A 23,916-nucleotide genomic window follows, 5' to 3' on the forward strand; every position below is an offset into this window, starting at 1 on the left:
TGTTGAGCGTTGGTCAAAATGGTTGTTTTTACAGTAGCGCTAACACCACCTCACGAGCTCGGCCGCGGTGGCCGCGTTCGCCTTCGCCTGCGGCATCCCGCGGGCGATCATCTCCTCGCGGCGGCGCAGGAGCCTCTCGGACCCCTTCCTCCCGTGCATCCTTATCTCGAGGGGCACGCCGGAGCCCTTGGGCATCAGCTTCGGCTGGTGGCCGGCCTGGGGCATAGCACCAGGACCCCTCGACAGCCAGCTTCCTGACGAGCGCGTTGCCGGCCCCGCTGATTCCGCCGAGGCGCACGGAGTCCGCGCTCGACCTCTGCTTCGGGGCGAGGCCGAAGTAGGCCGTCACCTGCCTGCCGGAGCGGAACCTCGAGAAGTCGCCGACCTCGGACGCGAAGGCGGCGGCGAGCGCGAACCCGCACCCCTTGATCGACTGGAGCGCCTCGACCTCGGCCGAGAGGGGGCCCGCCGCGACGGCGGCCCTGTATTCGGCGAGGAGGGCCTCCCTCGTCTCGTCGGCCGCCTCGACCTCGTTCCTCAGCGCCGCAAGCGCCCGGATGCCTCCGTCGTCGGCGGGGTGTATGCCGTCGAGCCACCTGAGGAAGCCGTACGTCCAGTACTTCCGGGGGTTGCCGGCCGGCGTCGTGCCGCCGTAGACATAGCCGCGGCGGGCTAGGAACGCCAGGAGCCGCTGCTTCGCCGCCGCGAGCCTCGCGGTCGCCGCGTCGTGGGCGGCGGCGAGGTCCCTGAGCCCCTCGGTCTCGGGGGACGGCACCCATACCGGGGTGACGTCGTGCGACAGTATCGCCTTGGCCATCCTGGCCGCGTCGTTGCGGTCGTTCTTGGACGAGAGGTCGGCAGCCGACCTCGGGACCTTGGAGACGGCCGCGACGACGCAGTCGACGCCGAGCCCGGAGAGCTCCCTTTGCGGGGCGAAGCCGAGGTAGCCGCTCTCGTAGGCGGCGAGCGACGGGCCGGGGAAGCCCGACATCCACTCCGCGACCTCGCCCCAGGGGTTGCCGCGGAACCTCCTCGTCACGGCCTCGCCCGTCTCCGCGTCGAGCGCGCAGACGGTGGTGGACCTGAGGTGTACGTCCATTCCGAAGGCGGTAGAATATCTAGGCACGGGAGCCTCCCAACCTCGTTGCGGCGCGGCTGCGCCTCTGGCACTTCAACAACATTGTCGCAGCCCCGACCCGCGGTCACGAGCGGGGGCTCCTGTCGTTTCCGTGCCCCTGGATTGGGTCATAGTGTCTGACTTATGCTCAACCTGCGGCGCCATTTTGCTTGAAGGCACCTTGCTCACTCTGGCGGGCTTTCGCTGTCCGTCCTCTATCTGCGGTGTTGCCCTGGTTGGCACTTGGGGACGTTCCTTTTGTGCCGGCACTTGGGGACAGTCCTAGTCGTCTGGGGTCTACCGGCGCATTGGGGGTTTACGCCTTCCATGCATGACAGTCGTCTCTTTTATGTTTCCTTTAGCCGTCGCTGCCTAGGATGGGGGTTAGTCGGTAGGAAGGGAGCGTCTATATGAACGACGCGAGCGATCGTGCAATCGAAGAGGACATGCTCGATCAGTTCAATTACTTTGACGATGAGGACGAGGAGCTGATCGATCGTCGCGAGCCGGCATCGCTCGATGCTTTCGACCTTGTTGATGAGGGGCCCGACGAGGACGAGGTCGAATCGACGGAACCCCCACAGCCTTCGCGCCATGATTCGTTGCTCTCAAGAGTCCCTCTGCACCACGGTGTTCGTGCCGGCGCCCTCCATATGAAAACCGACTGGTGCCAGATCGTGACGGCAGGCGGTGAGCTTGCCGTCGATGCGCCGCTCACCGATAAATCATCCATCATTTGCCGCACCGGTATGCTTATGCTCGCGAGCGGAACGGGTGCCTGGCGTGTACGCGATACCATGAATCGCGTCGCCGCTGTACTCGGTGTCACCATCCACGTTGACTTAAGTCTCCTGTCGTTTGAGTGTACTTGTATCGAAGATGGTCACTGCTTTAACGAGGTCGTCAGCCTACCCACAACGGGGGTCAATACTCATCGCATATGGATGATGGAGAGCTTCTTAAAGGAAATCGAGGTTTACGGGCGCCGGTTTACCGTGCATGAGTACCACGAGATGCTCAAGACCGTTGAGAGTTCAAAACCCGATTACACTCCCTGGCAACAGGGCATTGCGGCGGCCTGTGCTTGCGGCGCCTTTGTCTTTTTGCTCGGCGGCGGCCCTATCGAGATGGCCTGTGCATTTGTGGGCGCTGGTGTCGGCAACTTTGCGCGCTCCCATATTCTCAAGCAGGGCCTTGGCCAGTTTAGCGCGCTGACGATCGGCGTTGCACTCGCTTGCGTCTCGTATCTGCTGGCATTGCTTGGCCTTGGCCAGGTCATACCGGGGGCAATGTCGCACCAAGAAGGCTATATCGGCGCCATGCTCTTTGTGATCCCCGGCTTTCCTCTCATTACGGCAGGCCTCGACATCGCTAAGCTCGACATGCGAAGCGGCATTGAGCGTCTTTCGTATGCTGTGTCGATTATTGTGATGGCGACCCTCGTAGGCTGGATGGTTGCCGAGTGTGTGGGGCTGGCGCCGGATGATTTTGCCCCGCTCGGCCTCTCACCGTTGGCTCTTACACTCTTGCGTATTGTGATGAGCTTTGTCGGAGTATTTGGCTTCTCGGTTATGTTCAACAGTCCGGTAAAGATGGCAGCGGCGGCAGGGCTCATCGGCGCCGTGTCTAATACCTTGCGCCTTACGCTCGTTGATGCGCCGACGCTGTTTCCCTTCCTGGGTCTGAGCGTGGGTATGCCTCCCGAGGCAGCAGCGTTTATCGGCGCGCTGGTATCGGGACTGCTCGCGAGCTTAGCCGAAATCAAACTCACCTACCCACGCATCGCCCTCACGGTGCCGTCGATTGTCATTATGGTGCCGGGCTTGTATCTGTATCGCTCGATGTATTACATGTGCACCTTCGACACGGTCAATATGCTCGGCTGGTTTGTGCGTGCAGTGCTCATCGTGGCGTTTCTGCCCGTTGGCCTGGGCGTGGCGCGTACGCTCACCGACCCTCGCTGGCGCCACACCAGCTAATTGGCGCAAGTGAAACTGATCCGCATAACATGAACGTGGATAATCTCCCGTTTTTGGCCTGTTTACGGGCTCAAAACGGGAGATTATCCACGTTCATGGAATGGGTGTCCGAAAATCCACGCTCGTTGGGCCGATACAGACGCACCTGGCGATTCCTTTTTTGTAGACGTTGTCGCGCGGCTACGGGCAGGAAAGGTCCCAACGGTTAACATATACTCCATATGGGTAAAGAGACCAAAGCGCTGCCGCGGGGCGGCGCTTTGCGTTTGAAAAAACTAGCTCGTCTAAGAGGAACTAGCATGTTAGACCGTTTTACCGATCGCGCGCGCAAGGTCATGTCCATGGCCAAGCAAGAGGCGCTCGATCTTCATTCAAATAAGGTGGGTACCGAGCACCTGCTGCTCGCGCTTGCCAAGGAGGACGAGGGCATTGCCGCCGAGGCACTGCGTTCGCTCGACATCTCCTACGATGACATCATGGATACTCTCAAAGAGGTCCAGACCACGGTTCCCGACCCCAGTGAGGAGACCGAGGCGGCCAAGCTCGCCTTTACGCCGCTCGTCATTAGCGTGATGGAGCGTTCATTCCGCGTGGCGCGTGAGAACAACCAGACCTACGTGTCGACCGAGCACTTGCTGATCGGCATCGTCGAAGAGGGCAACGGCATGGCCATGGACATCCTCATGCGCTTGGGTGTGTCGTCCGCCTCCACCAAAAAGGCTATCGAGAAACTCACCGCCAAGGACCAGGACAAGAAGCGTCCGCTCGCCGGCGCCGGTGCTGGTCGTCCCGGTGCGGGCCTGCCGTTCTTTAGCGGCTCGGATGCCTCTCAGCAAAAGGGGAGTGGCACCGATACGCTTAAGCAGTTCGCGACCAACCTCACGCAGAAGGCGCGCGACGGCGAGCTCGACCCTGTAATTGGTCGCGAAAAGGAAGTCCAGCGTATGATGGAGATCCTTTCGCGCCGCACCAAGAACAACCCGCTCATTCTGGGCGACCCCGGCGTGGGCAAGACGGCCATCGTCGAGGGTCTGGCACAGCAGATCGCTGCCGGCAATGTGCCCGAGAACCTTATGAACCAGAACATCTGGACGCTTGACCTGCCGGGTCTTGTCGCGGGCGCCAAGTATCGCGGTGAGTTTGAGGAGCGCCTCAAGAACGTGATCCAGGAGGCGACCGAGGCCGACGACGTCATTCTGTTTATCGACGAGATGCACACCATCATCGGTGCCGGTTCTGCCGAGGGATCCATCGATGCAAGCTCCATGCTCAAGCCCGTGCTCGCGCGTGGTGCCTTCCAGATTATCGGCGCCACCACGGCCGAGGAATTCCGCAAGTACCTCACCAAGGACCCGGCCTTTGAGCGTCGCTTCCAGACCATCGATGTCGAGGAGCCGAGCGTCGAGGACACGGTCAAGATCCTGACTGCGCTCAAGCCGCGCTACGAGGAGCACCACCACGTGCGTTACACGCAGGGTGCCATCGAGGCCGCTGCGAACCTTTCCAACCGCTACATCCAGGATCGCTTCCTGCCCGATAAGGCCATCGACCTCATTGACGAGGCCGGTGCCCGCGCTCGCATCGCCGCGAATCGCGCACCCGAGCCGGTGCGCGAGGCCGAGCATCGCATCGAGGAACTCAAGGCTGCCGCACAGGAGGCTACCGAGAGCGACGACATGAACAAGGCCGCCGAGATCACCGAGCAGCAGAAGGCTGCCGAGATTGAACTCGCCGAGGCCAAGGCTGCCTGGACCGCCGAGCTCGACGCCAGCCCGCTCACCATCGACGTGAGTCAGATTGCCGACATCGTGTCCGTGACCTCGGGCGTGCCGGTTTCCTCGCTCACCGAGAGCGAGAGCCGTCGCCTGCTGCAGACCGAAAGCGTGCTCAAGACCCGCATTATCGGCCAGGACGAGGCCGTCGAGGCCGTCGCCAAGGCCGTGCGCCGCAGCCGTTCGCCGCTCAAGGACCCGCGTCGCCCCGGCGGCAGCTTTATCTTCCTGGGTCCCACCGGCACAGGCAAGACCGAGCTCGCCAAGACGCTCGCCGAGTACCTCTTTGGCAGCAAGGATGCGCTCATCAGCTTCGACATGTCCGAGTTCGGTAGCGAGTTCGAGGTATCCAAGCTCATCGGTAGCCCTCCGGGTTACGTTGGTCACGACGAGGGCGGCCAGCTCACTAAGGCCGTTCGTCGCCACCCGTACTCGGTCGTGCTGTTCGACGAGATCGAGAAGGCGCACCCCGATATCTTCAACATCTTGCTGCAGGTGCTGGAGGAGGGTCGTCTGACCGATAGCCAGGGCAAGACGGTCGACTTCCGCAACACCGTGATCATCATGACATCCAACGTGGGCGCCCGCGAGATCGCGCAGGATGCGAGCGTGGGCTTTGGCACCACCGGCGAGCAGGGCCTCACCTCGAGTGAGATCCGCGGCCGCGCGATGGGCGAGCTCAAGCGTCTGTTCCGCCCCGAGCTGCTCAACCGCATCGACGACATCGTGGTGTTCCAGAAGCTCTCGGGCGAGAACCTGACCAAGATCGCTCACCTGCTGGTGGACGATCTGCGCCAGCGCCTGATTGCCAACGGCATGAACATCAAGCTCACCGATGCGGCCTATGACAAGATCGTGGCCGAGGGCACCGACCTCACCAACGGTGCGCGTCCGCTGCGCCGTGCTATTCAAAAGCTCATCGAGGACCCGCTGTCCGAGGAGCTTTTGGCCGGCGAGTGGGGCGAGGGCGATACCGTCCTGTGCGACGTGGCCGATGGCAAGTTTGTCTTTAGCCACGGCACGGGCGAGATCCCGGCACCGCGTCCGGCGGGCACGCTCGGTGGCGATACCGCCCCGGCGGCACCGCACACCGGCAACGCCGCGCCCGTGAGCGGCGGCGTGACCTCGGGCCCCGGCGGTATGATGCAAGCCGGCTCTGGTGCGCTGTAGGGATTAAACATACCTTGTATAACGGGGGCGTTTCCGATAAGGAAGCGCCCTCATTTCTATTGAAATGCGCTTCAATCTGCCGTGCTATACTAAAATCGAGATATAGTATAGCAAAGGAGCTGATATGCCTACGTCAATATTCGACACGCGGCCAGTTCAGATGAACGTGCGTATAGATCGCCAGCTCAAAGAGGCGGGAGACGCCGTCCTGACTCATATTGGCATGACGCCGTCACAAGCCGTTCGGACACTTTGGGAGTATCTGGTCGTTAACGGACGCATGCCCTCGAAGGGAGATGCGGCGGCTCCGGTTTCTGACGGAGTAGAGCCCCAGCGCATGGAGTCAAGGGCCGCGCAAGGCAGCCATATCGTTCGCGATTCGTGCCTCAAATACGGCATCCCCATCCCTGAGTTCTCGGGAGACTATGACGACCTCTATGAGGAGGCCATGGCGGAGCGCTATCCCGAATGGGTGGAACTATGAGCACAGAAGGCGTCCTCAAGCTGTTAATCGATACCAACGTATGGATGGATTATTTTTCTGGCAGGTCCGACCGTACGGCAAATGTCGTCCATCTGATCGAGATTGCCGACGCCTCGGAGCGGATTGCCCTGTTTGCCTCGTCGCTTTCGGTCAAAGACGTTTCATATCTTGTCTCGGCGGCAATCAAGCAGGAGTGCCGAAGAAAGACTGGCTCACTGAGCGATAACGCCATTGCGGCGGCAGACGAAACGGCTTGGGCATGCGTTCGACAGATGCGCGAGCTAGCCCTCATCGCCCCGGTCGGTGCAGACGAGGTCTTCGACTCCTTTGTGTTCAAGTACCACCACAATGACTTTGAGGACGACCTGATGCTGGGCGTCGCCAATCGCATTGATGCCGATTACGTCGTGACGGAGGACAAGAATCTTATTAAACATACCAATGGTGTATGCATTAATGTTCAACAGGCGTTGAGGTTGGTTGAAGGGTCCAACGCCCCTTCGGCACGGCCCGTCTAGCCTGCTTTATCTTAATAAAGTGGCGTTTCCCCGCCGTTAGCCGATGATGCAAGGGCGCTCGGCGTTTTCGACTGGTTTATGCACGCAAAGTCTGGGAATATACAAGTCGCATATCTTACTGTCTTACCAGTTGCGCCAAGGAGGCACCATGGACTACAAGATCACCGGCTATGAGCCCGCCCAGCTGTTCCATTTCTTTGAGGAGGTCAGCGCGATTCCCCGTGGGTCTGGCAACGAGAAGGGCATCAGCGATTTCCTGGTCGCGTTTGCCAAGGAGCGCGGCCTCGATGTGTATCAGGACGAGGTCTACAACGTCATCATTCGCAAGCCCGCATCTGCCGGTGCCGAGAATGCCCCGGCCGTGATGCTGCAGGGCCACATCGATATGGTGTGCGACAAGTTGGGCTCCGTTGAGCACGACTTTATGACCGATGGTATCGACCTGGTCGTCAAGGACGGCGTCCTCACCGCCAACGGTACCACCCTGGGTGCCGACAACGGTATCGCCGTCGCTCTGATGCTCACTGTTCTCGATGACGATTCGATCGTTCACCCCGCCCTCGAGTGCGTATTCACCACCGACGAGGAGACTGGCCTGGTCGGCGCCGAGACGCTCGACAAGTCCCAGATTAGCGCCCGCACCATGATTAACCTTGACTCCGAGGAAGAGGGCGTTGCCACCGTCAGCTGCGCCGGCGGCGTCGTCGTTACCTACACCTGCCCGATCGTGCGCGAGCACAAGACCGGTAGCACCCTCACGCTCGACATCTCCGGCCTGCTGGGCGGTCACTCCGGCAGCGATATCCACCTGGAGCGCGGCAACGGCAACCTCATCATGGCCCGCATCATCGACCGCCTGATGGTCGCCGGCGAGCCCGCCATCGTTAGCTTTAACGGCGGCACCAAGGACAACGCCATCAACCGTGAATGCAAGGCTGTTCTGGTCTACGCCGACCACGCTGCCGCCGAGGCCGCGGCCCAGATCGCAAAGGGCATCATCGCCGACGTCGCTGCCGAGCTCGAGGTCTTCGACCCCGGCTTTACCTGCACCGTCGAGATTGCCGACGACGCCGAGGTCGAGGCCATGGACCAGAAGTCCGCGCTTGCCCTTATCCGCGCCCTGCGTCTTGCCCCTAACGGCGTGATTCGCCGCAATGTCGCCACCGACGGCTCCGTCGAGGTTTCCTCCAACATCGGTGTGGTTGCCACTTCTGACGACGAGGTCAAGATCATGCTGTCCCCGCGCTCTTCGATCACCTCGCTGCAGAACGAGTTCAAGGATCGTTTGCAGACGCTTGCCGATGTCCTGGGCTTCGACGCCAAGTTTGAGTTCGAGTATCCCGGCTGGAGCTATGCCGAGCATTCGCCGGTCCGCGACGTCTTTGTCGAGAGCTATCGCGAGCTCTTTGGCTCCGAGTTGCGCATCGAGTCCATTCACGCCGGCCTTGAGTGCGGCCTGTTCGCCGAAGCCCTGCACGGCCTGGACGCCATCGCCGTGGGCCCGACGCTCTCCGATGTCCATACCCCGGACGAGAGCATGGAGCTCGCTTCTGCCGAGCGCTTCTACGAGCTGCTCATCGACGTCCTCAAGCGCCTCGCTGCGTAAAGGTTGCGCTAGCAGCAGTCCGAGCCGCGTGCCAGCGGATTGCAAATGACATTACGAGAGGGGGTACCCGGTCTTTTGCGACAGGTGTCCCCTCTCTTCTTTTAAGAAATGGGAAATTGATTGGCGTCTAGCCCATATCCGCCCTGATGAGGTCGAGGGTTCGCTGGCAGTTTTCGCGGACGGGGCCGAGCATATGATCGCGCAGGTCCGCCATGCCGGGCAGGTCGGCGTATTCGTCCATGACCTCTTCCATGCAAATGGGTACCTCGTAGGCGAGGTCCATCATGGTCGCAAAGCAAAACTTCTCGGATAGCCCGGCATCGGTGAGCGCCGTCTCCAGCGCGGGGTCGCCCATACCGTGGTATCGGCGGATAGCACCTGGACCGATGCGCCCCACACGATTTTCGCCGCCAACGCTCATAGCAAGGCGTGCCCGACGTCGCATGCTCTCATACGCCAAGCCCGATGCGACATCGTACATTCGAGCCATCATGGCTGCGCCGTCGTTTCCAAGGAGCAGGGAATAGTTTTTCGCATGCGCATCCGGTGCGCCGATAATGGCGTTGAAGAACAGTATCTGCGTAAACAGATGCAGGTTAAGTTGATGGTGGCTCGTAGTTACGAGGAGCTCTTGAATGTCGCGTGTGGTCGGGCCGCCGTCTGCCGTGTACTTTTGGGCGGGCATCACCCCAAGTGCCTGACAGAGGTCTTCTTGATGTAGGCGCCTGATCGTTCCGTCTTCGACTTTCACGCGGTCATAGCGCTCAACAATGAGGGTAGGTTCGTCCTCAAACATACGATATTCGACGTTTGCCGTTGCGATACCGGCTCGCTGGGCGCTTTTCATGCAGACAAACTCATTGAGAGCCTCGAGTTTAAATCCGTTAACGCCATTTTTGAAAATATGCGTCGTGGGCGAGGAGCCCATGCATTCGCACCAGCGGCCGTTAATGAACGCGAGCGCGAACTTGCCCTGGTTGCCTCCAAGTGACCAACTTTCATCTAGACCCATCCACGATGCATCGCGGTCATCTCTGATCGACTTGAGGCGGAGAGCAATTTCGTGGTCGTCTATAGGGCGGTAATCGCCAGCGCGATGCAGGACGGCGTCGGCATCTTCTTCGGCATAAAACTGCACTCCGCCCGGACAGTCGAGTCCGATATGGCTGAGCAACGCAACGGGATTGTTGGGCCTAACGTCGAATTCGGCGGCAATCGCTTTTCGCTGGTCATCGCTGTCGGGTAGAAGACCAAACAGGTACGGATTCATGACCTGTTGTCCGTATGTGCGATTCGATACGGGTATGTTGGTCGATAGGGCTGGCCCGTCATAGTCATGATCGTAGGTAAAGCTGATAAGACCGTTCTCATCTTGCGTGAGCGTTCCCGCAGGTACGCCGCAAATAATGGTCCGAAGTGATGTTCTGGCCATTGGCTATTTCCCTTCGGGCTTGGTTTGGTTAGATGCGTTTGCGGCAATCGAGACTCCGAGATTGGACATGACGAAATCGGCGAAGATCTCGTCGTAAAGTGCGGATGTAAAGGGGGCATCTGCAAGAGCCGGAATGGCGGTACTACGACTGTTGCGATGATGGGGACGTTGAGTGTGATGGCGCCTGGGAATGCTGCGAGGCAGCGGATTGGCATGCGGAGCGTCGACTGGTCGCTCATTTTTTGCTTCGCCGATATCCCCTTGAGCGGCGAGTGCCAGTCCAAGAGCATTGAAAATCGTCAGCAGCTTGTCGAGTCGAATGCCAGTGGCGTCTCCTAGCTCGAGCGATGCGAGCAGGCGCTCCGAAACACCGGCCTTTTTGGCGAGGGCGGCACGGGCGAGACCCTGAGCCTTGCGTGCCTGACGCACGTAGATGCCAGCTTGGCGCGGTGTGGTGATGGGAAGGGTATCCATGGCGATCTCCTAATGTGCAGACTTTTGCATATCAGTATGACATGCAAAAGTCTGCACGAAAAGGCATTATGCAAAACTCTGCATGAGACCTCTACATTGACGTTGAGCTTATGAGAGGCGTTTTTTATATCGCGAGAATCCCCAGATGCTCAAGCAAGATCTTAAGTCCGATGAGGATGAGCACGATGCCGCCCACGATGGTGGCAGGTTTTTCGTAGCGCGCGCCAAAGGTGTGGCCGATTGCTACGCCGGCGACGGAGAAGATAAACGTTGTGACGCCGATAAGCGATACAGCGGGAACGATGTCAACCGAGAGCGCGGCAAATGAGATGCCCACGGCTAGGGCGTCGATTGAGGTGGCGATGGCGAGGATCAGGTACTCGCCTAGGTCAATCTTTTCGGCATTCTTGCCGTCGCCTTCATCCTCGTCTTCGGTAAAGGCTTCCCACAGCATTTTGCCGCCGATGAAGGCCAAAAGGATAAAGGCGATCCAATGGTCGATGGGTCCGATGATGCCCATGAATTGACTGCCGAGCGCCCATCCGATTACGGGCATGCCGGCCTGAAAGCCGCCAAAGAACAGGCCGAGCACCACGGCGACTTTAAAGTTGATCTTCTTCATGCCGAGGCCCTTGCAGATGGAAACGGCAAAGGCGTCCATCGAAAGGCCAACGGCGAGCAACACGAGCTCTGCGAGTCCCATAGTCTGGCTCCCTCTCTGCGGGCGGGCCCGCGTGTACCTCTTGGGGGAGTAACAAAAAAGACCCGTGGCGTACGCGTTGCGCGCACAGCCACGAGTCTCGTTCATTAAGGCAAGCCAGGCCGCATCGGCCAGTGTGTTGACTTGCCGCGCCACCGGAGGCGAACCCGATCACGCGACTACTCCCTCATTTATGCGAATCCCGATGCTACCACATAAGCAGCTCATTTGGATTGGGGCTCTCAGCTGTGTTCGCTCATTCTGTAAGCATCGGATTTTGCGGGCGTCACAGAGGCAAACCGTGAGAAACTTATTGACGTTTATGGAGCGTATACGATGGGAGCGATGCCTTGGATAAGAACGAGCTGCAAAAGCGTATGGAACAGGCCATCCGCCTGACGGCACCTGGCCAGCCGATCCGCACCGCCCTCGACATGATCATTGCTGGTCACCTGGGCGCCCTTATCTGCGTCGGCGACACCGAAAACGTGCTCGCTGCCGGTAACGACGGCTTCCCGCTCAACATTTCGTTTACCTCGAACCGCCTGTTCGAGCTTTCCAAGATGGACGGCGCCATCGTCATCGATGGCGACCTCACCCAGATCCTGCGCGCCAACTTCCACCTCAATCCCGATCCCTCGCTCGCCACGAGTGAGACGGGCATGCGTCACCGCACCGCCGCCCGCATGTCGGTGCTCACGGATGCCATCGTGATCTCGGTCTCGGCCCGTCGTGCCGTCGTCAACGTGTACGTTCACGGCAAGAGCTACGAGATCCAGCCCGTCACCACCATCATGAGCTCGGTCAACCAGCTCGTCGCCACGCTCCAGACTACCCGTCAGTCGCTCGACCGCTCCCTGCTGCGCCTGACGGCCCTCGAGCTCGACGACTACGTTACGCTCGCCGACATCACCGGCATTTTCTCGAGTTTCGAGATCATGCAGCAGGCAAAGACTGAGCTTAAGGATTGCATCGTCAAGCTGGGCAACCAGGGCAAGCTCGTGCAGATGCAGCTCGAGCAGCTCGCGGGCTCCAGCATGGATACCGAATACGACCTGATGATCCGCGACTACGCAAGTGATTCTTCCGAGGCTAATGCCGAGAAGATTCGCGCCAACCTGAGCCGTATGACACCTAAGGACCTGTCCGACCCACAGCATGTGGCGGCGGTTCTGGGTTACGACGACCTGGACGAGGACTCCGTCATGACGCCGCTGGGCCTGCGCACGCTTTCGCGCGTGTCCGTCGTGCGCGACGGCGTGGCCGAGAAGATCGTCGACGAGTATGGATCGCTGCAGGAGCTCATGGACGACATCAGCGAGGATCCGGAGCGCCTGGGCGACTTTGGCGTCAACAACCCTGCCATTCTCGCGGACTCCCTGTACCGCATGAAGGGCACCAAACAGGGGAACGCATAATGGCGCCCGTATGTGCCGTGGTCGTTGCCGGCGGCAGCGGCCAGCGCTTTGGAAATCCCGGCGGCAAGCAGCTCGTTAACGTGGCGGGCCGTCCGCTCATGAGCTGGTCCATCCGTGCGTTCGATCGTAGCGACAAGGTCGGCCACATCGTGGTGGTGTGTCCTTCCGTGCGCCGTGCCGAGATGCGCCGCCTGGCCATCGACCCGTTTGACTATGACACGCCCATCAGCTTTGCCGATGCCGGCGATACCCGTCAGGATTCCACCCGTGCCGGCGTGCATGCGGTGCCGGCGGGCTTTGAATACGTCGCCATTCACGATGGCGCTCGTCCGCTCATTACGACCGAGGCCATCGACCACGCTATCGACGTGCTCGTGAGCGACCGTGCCCTCGACGGTGTCGTGTGCGGCCAGCCTGCCATCGACACACTCAAAATCGTCGATGGCGACAACATCGTCGAGACGCCGCCGCGCGAGCTGTACTGGGCCGCGCAGACGCCGCAGATTTTTAGTGTCGACGCCATGAAGCGCGCCCATGCCGCGGCGATTGCCGAGGGCTTTATCGGCACGGACGATTCGTCACTGGTCGAGCGCATGGGTGGGCGCGTCCGCTGCGTCCAGAGCCCGCGCGATAACCTTAAGGTGACGGTGCCCGAGGACCTGCGTCCCGTAACCGCGATTCTGCTTGGCCGCATGGCCGAGGGAGAGGACCTTCCCCATGTTCAGTAACCTGCGCATTGGCCATGGCTACGACGTCCACCGTTTGGTGGAGGGGCGTCGATGTATCATCGGCGGGGTCGACATCCCCTACGAGCGCGGCCTGCTGGGCCACTCGGATGCCGATGTGCTCGCGCACGCCTTGGCCGACGCCATTCTGGGCGCCTGCCGCGGGGGAGATATCGGCAAGCTATTCCCCGACACCGATCCCGCCTACGAGGGTGCCGATTCGATGGTGCTGCTCGCTCGCGTGATGGACTATGCGCGCGAGCTGGGCTTTGAGTTTGTCGATGCCGATTGCACCATTGCCTGTCAGCAACCCAAGATCACTCCGCACCGCGATGCCATGCGCGCCAACCTTGCCCATGCCCTGGGCGTCGACGTGGAAAACGTGGGCGTCGCCGCCACCACGACCGAAAAGCTCGGTTGGGAAGGCCAAGGCGAGGGAATTGGCGCCTGGGCCGTCTGCCTGCTACAGAAAACCGTTAAGGAGTAACGAATGCGTATCTACAACAGCGCTACCCATAAAAAGGAAGAGTTCCAGCCCATCGAGTCCGGCAAGGTTCGCATGTACGTGTGCGGCCCCACGGTCTACGACAACATCCATATCGGCAACGCCCGCACGTTCATCAGCTTTGACGTGATTCGCCGCTGGCTCATCGCGAGCGGTTACGAGGTCACGTTCGCCCAGAACCTCACCGATGTCGACGACAAGATCATCAAGCGCGCCAACGAGCAGGGCCGTACGGCCGCCGAGGTCGCGACGGAGTTCTCCGACAAGTTCATCGGTGTCATGCGCGCCGCCAACGTGCTCGATCCCGATGTGCGCCCCCGCGCCACCAAGGAGATCGGCCCCATGATCGCTATGATCAAGACGCTTATCGAGCAGGGCCACGCTTACGCAGCCGATAACGGCGATGTGTACTTTGCCGTGCGCAGCGATCCCAACTATGGTCAGGTCTCGGGCCGCAACATCGACGACCTTATGGTTGGCGCGCGCATCGAGGAGAACGAGGACAAGAACGACCCGCTCGACTTTGCCCTGTGGAAGGCCGCTAAGCCCGGCGAACCCAGCTGGCCGAGCCCCTGGGGCGAAGGCCGTCCCGGTTGGCACACCGAGTGCGCCGCCATGGTGCATCGCTACCTGGGCACCCCGATCGACATCCACGGCGGCGGCTCCGACCTTGCCTTCCCGCATCACGAGAACGAGTGCGCCCAGGCCACCTGCGCCTGGCACCAGGGCTTCTCCAACACCTGGATGCACACGGGCATGCTGCTGGTCGACGGCGAGAAGATGTCCAAGTCGCTCGGAAACTTCTTTACGCTGGCCGAGGTCCTCGAGCAGCACTCCGCTGCTGCCCTGCGCCTGCTGATGCTGCAGACGAGCTATCGCTCGCCGCTCGACTTTTCTTGGGAGCGCCTGGAGGGTGCCGAGAACTCGCTCACGCGTATCGCCGGTACGGTCGAGAACCTGCGCTGGGCCGCGAACCATGCGACGGCCGATGCCGATGAGGCAGCATCCGAGGCGTTTGCCGCCAAGGCCGCTGAGACCCGTGCCACCTTTAAGGAGTGCATGGACGACGACTTTAACACCGCTGGTGCCATGGGTGCCGTCTTTGGCTTTGTGACCGAGTGCAACCAGTACCTGGAGCAGGCGGGCGACGCTGCCGACAAGGCCGCCGCGCTTGCCGCCGCCGATACGCTGGTCGAGCTGCTCGATACGTTTGGCGTTGAGCTCCCCGAGCCCAAGGTCGAGCTGCCGCTGGGTCTGCTAGGCGTTGCCGCCGGCCTGGTCGCCTACACGGGCGACGACGTGGACGAGGCCGCTGCCAAGATTCTCGAGGCCCGCGCCGAGGCCCGTGCCGCCAAGAACTGGGATCTGGCCGACGCCATCCGCGACCAGCTCAAGGACCTGGGCCTGACGATCGAGGACACTGCCGCCGGCACTCGTATCAAGTCTCTCTAATCCCTGCGGGTTTTCCAAGCACCCGACCTTGCCGTTCAAACCGTCGCTCGCGTACTCAAGTACGTGTCGCTCCTCTTTCATGGCAATCTCGGGCACTTGGAAAACCCGTACCGACCGCCCGAATTAATATTCATGGGCGGTCGTTTATTTTGTTTCGTTTGATAGTTGTATTTAGGAGGTCGCTTTATGGCCGACAATCGCAAGCGTGCGCCTCGTGGCGGCAAGCAGGCCGCTTCTGGCTCGCGTCCGATTCGCCGCAACGATCGCGCTGCCGCTCCCAAGGGCCAGCGCGAGCGCTCACAGGCTGCTCGCTCGCAGCGCGAGCGTAGCCGCGATAACGTCGAGGTTCCCAAGGGCGAGTTTATCGAAGGTCGTCGTGCTGCCGCCGAGGCGCTACGCACTGGTTTTCCCATCAAGTGCGCGCTCATCGCCGAGGGCGGGGAGCGCGATGCTGCCTTGTCGCGCCTGGTCGACGATCTCAACGCCGCGGACGTCCGCATTAAGTATGTGCCGCGCGCGCAGCTCGATGCGCTGTCGAGCCATGGCGCTCATCAGGGCATTGCGCTCGAGGTGGGTAATTTCCCCTATGCGGACGTCGCCGATATCCTTGACCGCGCGGGTGACGGCCCGGCGCTCGTCGTCGTACTCGACCATGTGACCGACGACGGTAACTTTGGTGCCATCGTGCGCTCTGCCGAGGTCGTGGGCGCGGCGGGCGTCATCATTGCCAACAAGCGCGCCGCCGGTGTGACCGTGGGCAGCTACAAAACCTCTGCTGGTGCCGTTATGCATCTGCCCATCGCACAGGTTCCCAACATCGCTCGAGCGCTCGACGACCTCAAGGCTGCTGGCTTTTGGGTGGGCGGTGCTTCCGAGCACGCCGAGGGCAGCTGCTGGGATGCTCCCTTTGAGGGCCGCGTTGCGCTCGTCATGGGCTCCGAGGGCGACGGCATCTCGCGCCTGGTGCTCGAGAAATGCGACTTTTTGACCAAGCTTCCCCAGCGCGGCATGACCGAGAGTCTCAATGTGGCCCAGGCGACCACCGCGCTGTGCTTTGAGTGGCTGCGCCGCAATGCCGGCGAGCTCATGGGGGAGGAGTAGCGCATGTCCAAGAAGAACCGCGCCAAGTCCAAGGCCAAGCGCTTTGGCGAGGGCTCGGCCAAGCCGATTGTTTCGGCCGCGACCTACGGCGTGGGCGGCAATGCGTTTGCGCAGGCTATCGCCGACCCAGTCTCGACGGTGCACTCCAACAAGCCCGAGCTGCTGGTGGTCGACGGTTACAACGTGATCCACTGCACGCCGCGCTACGAAAAGCTCGTCTACGACCATTCCGACGATCCATATTCCAGCGACGTCCACGATATGGCGCGCACCGCGCTCATCAACGATGTTGCGGCGTTTGCCCAGGGCCGTTACGAGGCCGTGATCGTGTTCGACGGCGCGGGCAACATCTCCAACGAGCGCCCCAACCTACCGGCCCGCGGCGTGCGCATCGAGTTCTCGCCGACGGGCGTCTCTGCCGATACCGTGGTGCAGAAGCTCTGCATTGAGGCACGCGAGGAAGGCCGCGCGTGCTCCGTGGTATCGAGCGACGGTACGATTCAGGCCGTCGTCATGGGCAAGGGCGTCACGCGCATCTCGAGCCGCATGCTGGTGGACGAGATCAAACAGATCGATAACGACGTTCACGAGGCAGAGGAAGCCCCGCAGATCAAGATGACTCTGGGCAGTCGCCTGAGCCCCGATGCCCTGGCCAAGCTCAAGGCCCTTCGTGGCCGGTAGGGGAGTATCTGTAGAGACCAGCTACTCGGCTGGTCAATTCACTGGCTTGTAGTTATTGGATTGTGGACTTGCCATCGCCAAAACGAATAGTTTTTTGTTTTGGCGAACAGACGAAACTATTCGTTCTGGCGAATAGTTTTGAGATGTGGTCGGTCGAAGGGCCTGTTGCGCCCCATCCTCAATTCCTTTATCCTTAACAGGCTTCGCGCGAAAGCGCCAAGTGTGCCAGTGTGGCGCAACGGTAGCGCAACTGATTTGTAATCAGTGGGTTGCAGGTTCGATTCCTGTCACTGGCTCCATGGGAGTTTCGGGCTCTGTTCCTTGTGGGACAGGGCTCGTTTCTATTTAGGTGGTGCGCCATCGGGTTAGCGCCCATCCCGTTTTTGGTTTGTCTCGTCCTTCAGTTTGTCTAAATCTGTAACACCAAGACCGATATTCGGCATCTAACTGTTACAGATTGAGATGAAACTTAGGGTGTTTTAGGAATATCTTGATCTGTAACATGTAGAAGCGGAATAGGCCTCTTGCTGTTACAGATCGAGACAAGGGCGGGTGCGGACATGGGGTCCTGCTCGAGCGTGGATTTCTGGACACGCGAGCGAAGAAAATCTCCCGACCGGAGAACGAGCGTGGATAATTAACTTGGATAGGGAGCTAAGGTAAACACCGATTGTCTATCGACGGCTTTAGAAACAACGGCCCCGATTTCATTGTGGAATCGGGGCCGTTTGTGCCTCAGGAATCCGAATGGATTAATCGAGCTCCTAAGGAACTTCTTGGGTTCTTGCTAATGGTCTGCCGAGGATGTCTCCAATGCAAACAGCGGGCATCTAGTCAATATAGCTGGGGTTCTTCTTGATGATCACGCGTGCAGCGATGAAGGAGACGACGATGGCGATGATGGCGACAACGCATGCCAGCACGAAGTTGCCCATGGACCCATCGGGAGCGATAAAGATGAGTGCCGAAAGAAGGCCGGGGCATGCTCCCGCAACATACTCTTTCAGAACAAAGATGCCTGCAGGGAGTCCAGCGCAGAGCGCGCCGATTGCCGTGCCGACAAGCAGGCGGGGACGCTCGATGAGGCAACCGTAGAACGCGGGCTCGGTTACGCCACAGAGTGCGGTGACGGCAACCGTGGTGACCATACCCCTCTTCTCTTTGTTTCCCTTCATGGCAGTTGCCAGGGCGAGGCTCGTGCCGCCAATGCAGAGGTTCGAGATGAATCCAAAGATAATGGGTGCCCAACCGAGCTGCGCCAGGCTCGTAACTTCGATTGCGATGTAAGCCTTATCGAGACCGAGCATGACGAAATAGGGGTTAAGGGCTGCCAGGATCGGAGTAGCGATAAATGCCACGTTGTCCATAAGCCACGTGACGGCATCGCTCAGCGCGTAGCCCATCATGCTGCCGGCGGGGCCAAGGATAATAAGCTCGACGGGCACGACGATGATCATGGTGAGCAGCGGCTTCAAGAACAGTTTGGTAACGTCGGGAATGATCTTCTGAAGGCCGCGGTCGACAAAGTACATGAATACAACGCCCAGTACGATGGGCACTACCGTACTCGAATAGTCGTTCGTCGGGATGGGAATACCAAGAAAGTCGAGACCCTCGGCACCGCTAATGGACGAGCTGATCATGATCGCGCCCAGCAATGCGCCCATGATGGGCTGCATCTTCATGACGGCCGCGAGCTGATAACCAAGATAAACGGGTAAGAAGCTAAACGAAGCGCTAAAGATCGCCAACAGGACCTGGGCGGTTCCGCTATCGGTGCTCAATCCGCAATAATTGACCAGGAGATTCTTGATCGAAAGAATGAGTCCGCCAACGATGAGCGCCGGGACGATGGGCATGAATACCTGTGCAGAGACGTTCCCGAATTTCTCAATCAAGCCCATGGCGGTGTTACCGCTTTTAATGCCTTCTGCAAGGTCTTTGGCGGTTTGGGCATCGTCGGCAACCGTGCCACCGCCGACTTCGATTCCCGCGAAGTCGAGGAAGTCGTTGTAAGCCTCGGTGACGTTGGGGCCGATGATCACCTGAAGCTGGCCACCGCTGACTACTGCCCCGAGCGCCTGATCGGCCGATTTGGCGAGCTGGAGATCGATGATCGAGGTGTCTCGTGCGTCGATGCGAAGGCGCGTCGCACAATGAGTTACCGATGTATTGTTCTCTCTGCCGCCAACAGCCTTTAGGACTGTTTCGGACATTGCGTGATATTTCATCTCTTTCTCCTAACCTTCCTGCTCCTGATACTTCGAGATAAGGTCTCGGTACCAATACCAGCTCTTTTTGGGGGTGCGCTCCAGATTGTTCTCGAAGTCGATATGGACAAGTCCGTATCGTTTTTCGTAGCCGTTTATCCAGCTATACAGATCCATCGTCGACCAGAGGTAGTAGCCCTCAACGCGCGCGCCGTCGCGCTTAGCCCTCATCATGTGCTCGATGAACTGGCCCAGAAGCTCGATGCGGTCATCATCGTGGATCATTCCGTCTGCGTCTGGTTGCTCATAGGCGCCATGTCCGTTTTCCGTAATAAAGATGCGGGGCGCGTCATAGCGCTCGTGGACATCCATGATGGTTGAATACATGCAACCTGGGAGTATTTCGCGGCCCCATTTATTGCGGGGAACATTGCTGTCGCGGGCGCTTTCAAACAAGGGCGCAATGCATTTTCCTTCGACCTTTTTGCTCGAACCGCCCTTATTGTTCGCCGAAACGGCAAGCTCTCCACCGTGCCAGTCGGTTACATACTCTCGGCAATACACGTTGAGTCCAATAAAATCGACTTTACCGTCTCTGAATTCTTCTACGTCATTTGGGGATCGATAGAGCGAGACGCCAAGTTTTTCAAGGATTTCGTCCATTTCTGGCGGCAGTTGACCCTGAAGCGCTGGTGCCAGAATCATGCGATTGGCGAAAAAGTCTGCGTATCGAAATACGTCATCAGGGTGCTCGGTTGCCGGGTCGAGTTCGACAACGCCGCCATCGTGGACGGCGCCGATGATGCCGTCGTAGCCCATTTGATGATATGTTCGGACTGCGAGTGCGCTCGCGCGCATCAGGTTGTACTGAAACTGCATGTACGACTGAACGTCGAGCGATCGATTGGGGGGATAGTTGCCCAACATGTTTACGCAGTAGCTGTAGAAATGCGGCTCGTTAACGGTAGCCCAGATTTTGACGCGGTCTCCAAAGCGCTCAAAGCAAATCTTGGCGTATTTGCAGAACCACTCTGCCATGTCGTTGTTCAGCCATCCGCCTTTGCAAGCAAGCGTGAATGGTAGATCGTAATGGAACAGCGTAACGTTGGGCTCTATGCCATTTTCGAGGCAACAATCAATGACCCGATTATAAAAATCGATACCCTCTTCATTCACTTCGCCGATACCCGTGGGGATGATTCGACTCCATGAAAGAGAGAAGCGATAAGTGTTTTGTCCGCCTTCTTTCATCATGCGGATATCTTCTTCATAGCGATGGTAGAAGTCGCAAGATACATCACCGTCAACATGGTTGATGTTCTTATTGCTTGTGTGGCTAAAGAAATCCCACTCGCCAAGGCCTTTGCCGTCTTCGTTCCAGGCACCCTCGCACTGATAAGACGCCGTGGCGGAACCCCAGAGAAACGGCATGTTGTTCACGTTGTCCATGAATCCCCTTTCCATCATTCAACACGGTGGATACGTGTGGCGGAATTACGATTAAGATGACGTCAACTGATTTGAATCATAGGAGAACGACCAAAGCTGTTTGATTCAATAAATGAACCATGATTTCGAGGAGAGCGGAAAGAGGGATCACGTGAATATCAATGACTTCGATGTGCTCAATCGCATTAGCTCAATCATCAACAGCGAGTTTGGGTCAAACGATGCCGCCATCGCTCGATATCTCATCGCTCACATTAGGCGTTCGAGCGAAATCAATGTTGCCTCAATAACCCGCGATGCATTCGTGACCCGTTCCGCTGTTCGTCGTTTCTGCAATCGATTGGGCTACCAGTCTCTTAGCGATTTGAAAGAATCATTTACTCAATCAGTCTTTCCAAGCGACTTAAGCCATCGAGAGGAGGAATTTGGCTACGAGGAGTACAGGGCAGAGCTCGACGTTCGCATGATCGAGATGTTCGCTGAGGTTGAAAGCGGCGTGTCCGATATCGCTATTAAGCACCTTGCCGACGAAATTGATGGCCATAAAAACGTTGAAATCTGGTGCACCAATAATGTGAGCGCCAATCTCGTACGATTTCAGCAGGAAATGTTTTATGCGGGCAAGATAGTTCGCATAGTTGCTGGGGCTAACGTCGCGGAATTGAAAAACATGGGAGACGTTTCGCAGTCATTGATAATTCTCGTATCGGTCTCCGGGCTATTTGCGTCACAGGCACGTGAGTATCTTGATTGCCGTTCGGGCAGGAAGATTCTAATTACTGCGTTTAGCAACGATGACAAATCGAGGTCTTTTGACCGTGTATATCGTCTTGGTAATGCGGGAAACGGAATTGACCGACTCGGTGTTTATTCGAAATATGCCATGACTTATTTCTTCGACTTGCTATCGTCGTGTTACTTGAGTCGCTACCCCTGCACCAAGGGGGAGCCGCTCTATGGGTCTACTTTGGCCTGGCCCGAGTAGTTCGGCTCTATAGTTCTCCCGCCTAGAGAATGAGCGTGGATAATCTGCCACTTTGGCCTCAGAAACACGCCAAAAGCGGGAGATTATCCACGCTCGATGTCAAACGGGAGAAAATCCACGCTGAATTGTGCCGGTGAAGGCCGATCACGACCTATGTAATAAGCGCAAGGGATCCGTTATCGAGGGTCGAGACTGCAGACATACTCCATCACGCCAAAGTGTGCCCTTGGGAAATGACGCCAGCATTGCCAAATTCATCACTCCACATAATCAAACTCAGCAAAACCGCAGGTCACGGCTATATAGATACGCCCGGAACCGTGTATCTAGAGGTTTTCGTTGACAGCCCCCAAGGTTGCATCGTATTATCTTTTTCGTTCGCGGGGGCGGCGGTCCAAAAGACCAAAGAACCTGCGGATACTTGAACGATTGGGAGTTTGCCCGAGTGGTTAATGGGGACGGGCTGTAAACCCGTTGGCTCTGCCTACATAGGTTCGAATCCTATAGCTCCCACCCGTCAAGTGCCTGTATAGCTCAGTCGGTAGAGCACTTCGTTGGTAACGAAGAGGTCACCAGTTCAAGTCTGGTTGCAGGCTCCATCCGGCGGTGTAGCTCAGTTGGTTAGAGCACACGGTTCATACCCGTGGCGTCACTGGTTCGAATCCAGTCACCGCTACCATAGGTAACACGGTGGCTTCTCAATAGTATGTTGAGAGGCCACTATGGTATAAAGGCAAAGTCCCGTCCGGGGACGACCTGTTTAGAGGAGGGCTTTATGGCCAAAGAGAAGTTTGAGCGCACTAAGCCGCATGTTAACATCGGCACCATTGGTCACGTCGACCACGGCAAGACCACGCTGACCGCTGCCATCACCAAGGTTCTCTCCGAGACCGAGGGCTGCAAGGCTGACTTCACTGCGTTCGAGAACATCGACAAGGCTCCCGAGGAGCGCGAGCGCGGCATTACGATTTCCGTCTCCCACGTCGAGTACGAGACCGCTTCCCGTCACTACGCTCACGTTGACTGCCCGGGCCACGCTGACTACGTCAAGAACATGATCTCCGGTGCTGCTCAGATGGACGGCGCTATCCTGGTCATCGCCGCTACCGACGGCCCCATGGCTCAGACCCGCGAGCACATCCTGCTCGCCCGTCAGGTCGGCGTTCCCTACATCGTCGTCTTCCTGAACAAGTGCGACATGGTCGACGATGACGAGCTCATCGACCTCGTCGAGATGGAGACCCGTGAGCTCCTCTCCGAGTACGATTTCCCCGGCGACGACATCCCCGTCATCCGTGGTTCCGCTCTGGGCGCTCTCGAGGGCGACGCCAAGTGGATGGACGCTATCCGAGAGCTCATGAACGCTGTCGACGAGTACATCCCGACGCCTGCTCGTAACAACGACCTCCCGTTCCTGATGGCCGTTGAGGACGTTATGACCATCTCCGGCCGTGGTACCGTTGCTACCGGCCGTGTCGAGCGCGGTGAGCTCAAGCTCAACGAGCCCGTCGAGATCGTCGGCATCAAGGATACCCAGAACACCGTTGTTACCGGTATCGAGATGTTCCGTAAGTCCATGGACTTCTGCGAGGCTGGCGACAACGTCGGTCTGCTGCTCCGTGGCATCAAGCGTGAGGACATCGAGCGCGGCCAGGTTCTCTGCAAGCCCGGTTCGGTTACCCCGCACACCAAGTTCACCGGCGAGATCTACGTTCTGACCAAGGAGGAGGGCGGCCGTCACACCCCGTTCTTCGATGGTTATCGTCCTCAGTTCTACTTCCGTACCACCGACGTTACCGGTACGGTCAAGCTCCCCGAGGGCACCGAGATGGCTATGCCTGGTGACCACATCACCATCGAGGGCGACCTCATCCACCCGATCGCCATGGAGGAGGGCCTGCGCTTCGCTATCCGCGAGGGTGGCCACACCGTCGGTTCGGGCATCGTCTCCACGATCATTGAGTAAATTAGCTCTTTGATATAGCTGACTTAGAGAACCCGGCACTTATTTGGGTGCCGGGTTCTTTTCTGCAATGGATATTGAGCCGTTGCTGGTGTCGAGAGGATCGATAATGGTTCTGGGTACACCGTCGATTAGATCTCGTTGGCTCCATTGATGTGTTTCAAATATGAATGGA

The 23,916-nt window shown here is 58.8% G+C and carries 19 protein-coding genes and 4 tRNA genes; 17 read left to right on the forward strand and 6 right to left on the reverse strand.

Annotated features, from left to right (window positions below):
* Positions 1-28: 28 nt before the first annotated feature.
* Positions 29-1,126 (reverse strand): IS110 family transposase, encoded by a 1,098-nt coding sequence (locus DXB86_RS06100; protein ID WP_147330825.1) that lies wholly within the window; start codon positions 1,124-1,126, stop codon positions 29-31.
* A gap of 401 nt (positions 1,127-1,527) precedes the next feature.
* Here DXB86_RS06100 and DXB86_RS06105 point away from each other — a divergent pair, with 401 nt between their 5' ends.
* From DXB86_RS06105 to DXB86_RS06125, 5 genes are all read left to right on the forward strand, one after another.
* On the forward strand, positions 1,528-3,096 hold the full coding sequence (locus DXB86_RS06105; protein WP_199411004.1) for a threonine/serine exporter ThrE family protein: 1,569 nt from the start codon (positions 1,528-1,530) through the stop codon (positions 3,094-3,096).
* Between the two features lie 299 nt (positions 3,097-3,395).
* Complete coding sequence (locus tag DXB86_RS06110; RefSeq protein ID WP_117736530.1) at positions 3,396-6,038, forward strand: ATP-dependent Clp protease ATP-binding subunit; 2,643 nt, start codon at positions 3,396-3,398, stop codon at positions 6,036-6,038.
* A gap of 124 nt (positions 6,039-6,162) precedes the next feature.
* Positions 6,163-6,522, forward strand: a complete 360-nt coding sequence (locus tag DXB86_RS06115) for a type II toxin-antitoxin system RelB/DinJ family antitoxin (protein ID WP_117736531.1) — start codon at positions 6,163-6,165, stop codon at positions 6,520-6,522.
* A complete protein-coding gene (locus tag DXB86_RS06120; protein WP_117655056.1) occupies positions 6,519-7,040 on the forward strand; it encodes a PIN domain-containing protein in 522 nt (173 codons plus the stop codon). Before DXB86_RS06115 ends, DXB86_RS06120 begins: the two co-directional genes overlap by 4 nt.
* Before the next feature lie 148 nt (positions 7,041-7,188).
* Positions 7,189-8,646, forward strand: a complete 1,458-nt coding sequence (locus DXB86_RS06125; RefSeq protein ID WP_117736533.1) for an aminoacyl-histidine dipeptidase — start codon at positions 7,189-7,191, stop codon at positions 8,644-8,646.
* A 127-nt stretch (positions 8,647-8,773) separates the two neighbouring features.
* On the opposite strand, the gene DXB86_RS06130 is transcribed toward DXB86_RS06125, so the two are convergent.
* The 3 genes from DXB86_RS06130 to DXB86_RS06140 all read right to left on the reverse strand — a co-directional run bounded on the left by DXB86_RS06130 (position 8,774) and on the right by DXB86_RS06140 (position 11,255).
* The gene (locus DXB86_RS06130) at positions 8,774-10,078 is read right to left on the reverse strand and encodes a type II toxin-antitoxin system HipA family toxin (protein ID WP_117736534.1); all 1,305 of its coding nucleotides are present in this window, start codon (positions 10,076-10,078) and stop codon (positions 8,774-8,776) included.
* Positions 10,079-10,081: 3 nt separating this feature from the next.
* On the reverse strand, positions 10,082-10,552 hold the full coding sequence (locus DXB86_RS06135) for a helix-turn-helix domain-containing protein (RefSeq protein ID WP_117736535.1): 471 nt from the start codon (positions 10,550-10,552) through the stop codon (positions 10,082-10,084).
* A gap of 124 nt (positions 10,553-10,676) precedes the next feature.
* Positions 10,677-11,255, reverse strand: a complete 579-nt coding sequence (locus tag DXB86_RS06140) for a manganese efflux pump MntP family protein (RefSeq protein ID WP_117736536.1) — start codon at positions 11,253-11,255, stop codon at positions 10,677-10,679.
* A gap of 374 nt (positions 11,256-11,629) precedes the next feature.
* Between DXB86_RS06140 and disA the strand changes: the two genes are divergently transcribed.
* The 7 genes from disA to DXB86_RS06175 all read left to right on the forward strand — a co-directional run bounded on the left by disA (position 11,630) and on the right by DXB86_RS06175 (position 17,433).
* Positions 11,630-12,670: a DNA integrity scanning diadenylate cyclase DisA gene (gene disA, locus DXB86_RS06145; protein WP_369831362.1), complete on the forward strand. Its 1,041-nt coding sequence runs from the start codon at positions 11,630-11,632 to the stop codon at positions 12,668-12,670.
* The gene (ispD, locus tag DXB86_RS06150; RefSeq protein WP_117736537.1) at positions 12,670-13,398 is read left to right on the forward strand and encodes a 2-C-methyl-D-erythritol 4-phosphate cytidylyltransferase; all 729 of its coding nucleotides are present in this window, start codon (positions 12,670-12,672) and stop codon (positions 13,396-13,398) included. The genes disA and ispD overlap by 1 nt, the downstream gene beginning before the upstream one ends.
* Positions 13,388-13,882 (forward strand): 2-C-methyl-D-erythritol 2,4-cyclodiphosphate synthase, encoded by a 495-nt coding sequence (gene ispF, locus DXB86_RS06155; protein WP_006234975.1) that lies wholly within the window; start codon positions 13,388-13,390, stop codon positions 13,880-13,882. Before ispD ends, ispF begins: the two co-directional genes overlap by 11 nt.
* A gap of 3 nt (positions 13,883-13,885) precedes the next feature.
* Positions 13,886-15,352 carry a cysteine--tRNA ligase gene (gene cysS, locus DXB86_RS06160; protein ID WP_117736538.1) on the forward strand — a complete coding sequence of 489 codons (1,467 nt, stop codon included), beginning with the start codon at positions 13,886-13,888 and terminating at the stop codon, positions 15,350-15,352.
* Positions 15,353-15,538: 186 nt separating this feature from the next.
* The gene (rlmB, locus tag DXB86_RS06165; protein ID WP_117736539.1) at positions 15,539-16,453 is read left to right on the forward strand and encodes a 23S rRNA (guanosine(2251)-2'-O)-methyltransferase RlmB; all 915 of its coding nucleotides are present in this window, start codon (positions 15,539-15,541) and stop codon (positions 16,451-16,453) included.
* Between the two features lie 3 nt (positions 16,454-16,456).
* Positions 16,457-17,134: an NYN domain-containing protein gene (locus DXB86_RS06170; RefSeq protein WP_055309418.1), complete on the forward strand. Its 678-nt coding sequence runs from the start codon at positions 16,457-16,459 to the stop codon at positions 17,132-17,134.
* A gap of 224 nt (positions 17,135-17,358) precedes the next feature.
* A tRNA-Thr gene (locus tag DXB86_RS06175) sits at positions 17,359-17,433 on the forward strand.
* A 531-nt stretch (positions 17,434-17,964) separates the two neighbouring features.
* On the opposite strand, the gene DXB86_RS06180 is transcribed toward DXB86_RS06175, so the two are convergent.
* Positions 17,965-19,365, reverse strand: coding sequence for a PTS transporter subunit EIIC (locus DXB86_RS06180; RefSeq protein WP_117736540.1), 1,401 nt, complete (start codon positions 19,363-19,365; stop codon positions 17,965-17,967).
* A 9-nt stretch (positions 19,366-19,374) separates the two neighbouring features.
* A complete protein-coding gene (locus tag DXB86_RS06185; protein ID WP_117736541.1) occupies positions 19,375-20,793 on the reverse strand; it encodes a glycoside hydrolase family 1 protein in 1,419 nt (472 codons plus the stop codon).
* A 151-nt stretch (positions 20,794-20,944) separates the two neighbouring features.
* On the opposite strand from DXB86_RS06185, the gene DXB86_RS06190 reads away from it, so the two are divergent.
* The 5 genes from DXB86_RS06190 (at position 20,945) to tuf (ending at position 23,744) form a co-directional block, all read left to right on the forward strand.
* Complete coding sequence (locus DXB86_RS06190) at positions 20,945-21,778, forward strand: MurR/RpiR family transcriptional regulator (RefSeq protein ID WP_158555294.1); 834 nt, start codon at positions 20,945-20,947, stop codon at positions 21,776-21,778.
* A gap of 431 nt (positions 21,779-22,209) precedes the next feature.
* Positions 22,210-22,291, forward strand: a tRNA-Tyr gene (locus tag DXB86_RS06195).
* Between the two features lie 10 nt (positions 22,292-22,301).
* Positions 22,302-22,377, forward strand: a tRNA-Thr gene (locus tag DXB86_RS06200).
* A gap of 3 nt (positions 22,378-22,380) precedes the next feature.
* Positions 22,381-22,457, forward strand: a tRNA-Met gene (locus DXB86_RS06205).
* A gap of 96 nt (positions 22,458-22,553) precedes the next feature.
* A complete protein-coding gene (gene tuf / locus DXB86_RS06210) occupies positions 22,554-23,744 on the forward strand; it encodes an elongation factor Tu (RefSeq protein ID WP_089572520.1) in 1,191 nt (396 codons plus the stop codon).
* The last annotated feature ends 172 nt before the right edge of the window (positions 23,745-23,916 follow it).

The organism is Collinsella sp. OM06-18AC (assembly GCF_003438785.1).
Taxonomy (GTDB): Bacteria; Actinomycetota; Coriobacteriia; order Coriobacteriales; family Coriobacteriaceae; genus Collinsella.